This window comes from Methylibium sp. T29 (assembly GCF_000576205.1).
Classification (GTDB): domain Bacteria; phylum Pseudomonadota; class Gammaproteobacteria; order Burkholderiales; family Burkholderiaceae_C; genus Methylibium; species Methylibium petroleiphilum.
In genome coordinates, this window is record NZ_AZND01000293.1 from 1 (window position 1) to 3,722 (window position 3,722).

Here is a 3,722-nt window from a genome sequence, read left to right on the forward strand (position 1 = left end):
CCTTAACGGAAAGCTGATTCCATTCAGCTCTTGGCCAACAAAGGTCGGCCCAAAAGGCAATGCCAGCCTGCAGTCACTGCTCTTCTCGCTTGATCCCTGGGCAATCATCGACCAGACCATCAAGACTTCATGCCCTTCGGCAGCACGCCCCGAAGCCCTCGCGTGCATGAATCAAGCGCGCGACTTCTTCGAAGGTGCTGTAGACACACAGCGTGTGTCAGCCCGCCCGCTGGCGCTTTACTACTGCTTCATGAACCTCGTGAAGGCGTTCTGTCTCACTCGCGGAACGCGGCCAACGTTCAACAAAGCTCAGCACGGACTCTCCGAGATGCTCCGCGCACCAGGCAACCGTGAGCTTGCTGATGCCTTCCTGCGGGCGTTCGTAAGCCCCAATGGCAGCGGAGACCTGCAGAACTTTTCCGAGTTCATGCTGGCTCTGGCTGGCGCTGGGCTAGCTGCCAATCAGGACTACGACGTACCCGTGCTCCTACCGCAAATCCTTCCAGGTCACAGATTGTGGTCTTCGGCGGCAAACAAGAAGGAACGCTTCATCGCGGTCCACGATATCCGCCCCTACCTCAACAAGGCCACGCGGGAACTTTGGCTGAACCTCTATTTCGTCTCAGACGACCTCTCCCGAATCGGCGTAACCATCACACGATTCCTTGCCGAGTCGAAACTTGGACCGGCGTTCATACAAGTCACCTGCGACGAAACCGATAGTGCTTTGCGCGAGCTGATCTGCTTCCAGCAAGTCGCACCGATCGTTTGCCCGAACACGAAGTACGCAAACTCACTTCAGTCGCTCTTCGATTCGATTCGGGGTTTGCTCTGGGCGACCGTCTCAACGGTTCCCCCATATCGCAGGCACTACGTCTACCTGCGACCGGCTGCAGAGGACACACAGACCTTACATCAGCTGCTCTCCATCTACATCCTCTCGTACTACTTGGGCTCAATAACGCGCTATCGCCCGCACCACTTCCCCGCTATCAACGATGGTGCCTTTGGCCCTCGCATTCAGGACTTCATCTCTGGTCAGGCGCAACAGTTCTTGTATCTCTTGGCCTCCGAGTTCGCTCGCCGCGAGATCGCCAAGCCCTCAATCCTCTAGCCGCGATGCCGCCTAACTTGTCGGTCAACCGGACCCGCTACGGCAGCCGTCGTAAGGCCGGGCTGCGGCGCTTCGCACTATCCTCGCATCCCAGTCTTACGCCGTCCGCCTCCGCGGTCCGGTTACCTTAACGTTAGGCGTCACACAACACCCGCCCTGCCAATGCCCAGCAAGCCCGAACAATCCCTGCCGCTTAGTCGCCGAGTTCTCTACGGGATCACGAACTGGGCCTTGCTGGTTGCGGGTCTCGCGAACCTTGCTGCCGGAACCTTCGCCGCGTTCAGCGATAGTCCAGCTGTTGCCGCAACATCACTAACCGCTGGCCTGGTACTTCTGTTCGCGGCAACGGTGGACCGCTTCGAGTCATTCAAGGGTCTTGGCATCGAAGCCAAGACCCGACAACTAGACGAGAAGATCAATCAAGCTGACGAGGCTCTGAAGCGTCTCCGACAGATGACTGAGCTCACAGGTACTGCGCTGATTGACTTGAACTGCAAAATGGGTCGCTTCGACTCAGCGCCAAGTCCGCGTGAGTTCTTCGCTCTGGCAGATCGAATCAGAGAGCTCATGCGCAGCTTAGGGTCGACCGAACAGGCGATCTCACTGGCTCTGGCACCCTGGGCCAAAACTCTGTGCTTTGATATCGCCCGTGCGAAGGCTGACCCATTGAACAGGGTCATTCGCCTGAAGATGGAAGCGCTAGAGCGTGAGCGCCAAGCGATACCCCAGCCGATGCACACTGATGATCCAACACTGCTACGCGTCAATCAACAGATGCGCGCGTTGTCGGAGTTCCAGACTTCTCGCCTTCGGAGCCTCCACAAACTTGCTTTGGAGGACTTCCCAGACAAGTTTATGGCCTTGTTTACCGACGTTCCGATGACTGAAGATGTGGAACTCATCCCTTTACGTCAAGAGGCCAGTCGCTTTGCTGGCGGCATGCTCTCCCTGGTGAAGTCGCGCGAGCTCGCTGATCGCGAGTTGTGGATCGAGGCGTTGAATGCGGCGCGAGAGCAGTGACGCCTAATCCCTCGCTCGAGCGGACTGGCCCCAGCAAGCCGGGTCATGCAGCTCATGTCAAACGTTAGGCGTCGCAAGCACCCTCCATGCGCACGTTCCGGAACACGATATTCCCCGATCTGAAATGCCCGGACCATGGCGTCTATGACGTCTGGCCATGTCCGTGGCCTTCCTGCAAGAACGGCATACCTGAAGACTCATTCCAGGTTGACCCACTCGTGGAGGGCGAAGAGCCTGAGGTCTATTCGCGAAGGGAATGGAGGACTGTTGCGCGAGAGCCCTACTACAGTTGGGACGGGACCAAACTACCGAACTGGTTCACCGTCCAGAAGGTGGCCTGGAACGAGGCGCGGCGGCTTGGTATGGTCGACTCTGCTCAACCCGAACTCATCTACCACTACACCGGGGTCGAAGCGTTCTTTGGAATCGTGCAGAGCGGAAATCTGTGGCTATCCGACTACTCGTACCTGAACGATACGCGCGAACTGTCGCACGGCGCCGACCTGATCGCTGAGGTCGCCACGGAGTTTCTGTCGCAGGAGTCGCGCCCGAAGGCAGGCGAGTTGCTGCAGCATTGGATCAAAGCTCTAGCCGCGCCAGTTCACCGGGTCTGTGTCGCATCATTCTCAGCGGCAGGGGACAGCTTGAGTCAATGGAGGGCCTACGGCCCGATTGCGATCGGCTTTGAGCCTCGCGATGTTTCTCTACATGCGTACAGGGCGAATCTTCGTCCCGTTGAGTATCTGAGAGAGCGCCAACGTGCCTTGGTCGAGGTTCACCTTCACCACACCAGGGAAGCGTACCTACGTGATCTGCACGAAGGGCGTCTTGAGCGAATCGAGGACGCGTACTACAAGATCGACCGCCTAATCGAATTGATCGCATTCTTCAAGGATCCGGCATTTGAGCAGGAGCAGGAGTACCGGCTAGCCTTCATCGAGCACCCAGACTTGATGCCTTCCCTCGGCCACAAGAGCTCGGCCAAGCGTTTTAGGGTCGGTCGCGGGCGGATCATTCCGTACGTACTTTCTAACGAACTTGAGCCGGTTCTGCCCGACGGCCGAGCCCTTGCACTTAGGGAGGTGGTTCTGGGGCCGGAGGCCGATGCAACTCTGGAACGCGGCATTCGCGAGTTCTTGGCCGAGTCCAATATGAGTGAAGTGAAGGTAAAACTGTCCCGCGTGCCCTACCGGACATGACTGCACCTCAACTGCGCGAGGCGCCGCCTAACCCCTCGCTCGAGAGCGGACTGTCCACGGCAGGCCGCCTGGCCCACGAAGCGCCCACTGTGTATGTTGAGCTTCGCCGGCCAGGCGTCCTGCCGCGGCCAGCCGCTCAGCTCGAACGTTAGGCATCAGAAACACCGTCGCTCGGCGTCCCAGCAAGTAATGACGTATTGATGGATTGCCCCAAACTCCTCCGCACGCTGATCGTCGGAGACGACCCACGGCTACTTGCCCAAGTATCTTGTCTACTGGCGAGGAGACGCCACTACCTCCCGGTGATCGATGGCCCGCGGATGACTCGGCCGGACTACCTCACCGAGGTCACGATTCGCGGAAACGCCGCTGCTTGTTGACGCCGACCG

3 protein-coding genes are annotated in these 3,722 nt (G+C 58.7%); all 3 read left to right on the top strand.

Going from position 1 to position 3,722, the window contains the following annotated elements; genetic code table 11:
- Positions 1-1,114, top strand: a 1,114-nt coding sequence (locus x551_RS19640) for a YaaC family protein (protein WP_152543600.1), incomplete at its 5' end; no start/stop codon positions are given.
- Positions 1,115-1,276: 162 nt separating this feature from the next.
- On the top strand, positions 1,277-2,134 hold the full coding sequence (locus x551_RS23770; protein ID WP_152543601.1) for a hypothetical protein: 858 nt from the start codon (positions 1,277-1,279) through the stop codon (positions 2,132-2,134).
- An 86-nt stretch (positions 2,135-2,220) separates the two neighbouring features.
- On the top strand, positions 2,221-3,333 hold the full coding sequence (locus tag x551_RS19650) for a DUF2971 domain-containing protein (RefSeq protein ID WP_216701349.1): 1,113 nt from the start codon (positions 2,221-2,223) through the stop codon (positions 3,331-3,333).
- The last annotated feature ends 389 nt before the right edge of the window (positions 3,334-3,722 follow it).

Excerpts from the sequence above, each read along its gene's own strand:
- x551_RS23770 (WP_152543601.1), top strand. The coding sequence starts at position 1,277 with ATGCCCAGCAAGCCCGAACAATCCCTGCCGCTTAGTCGCCGAGTTCTC.
- x551_RS19650 (WP_216701349.1), top strand. The coding sequence starts at position 2,221 with ATGCGCACGTTCCGGAACACGATATTCCCCGATCTGAAATGCCCGGAC.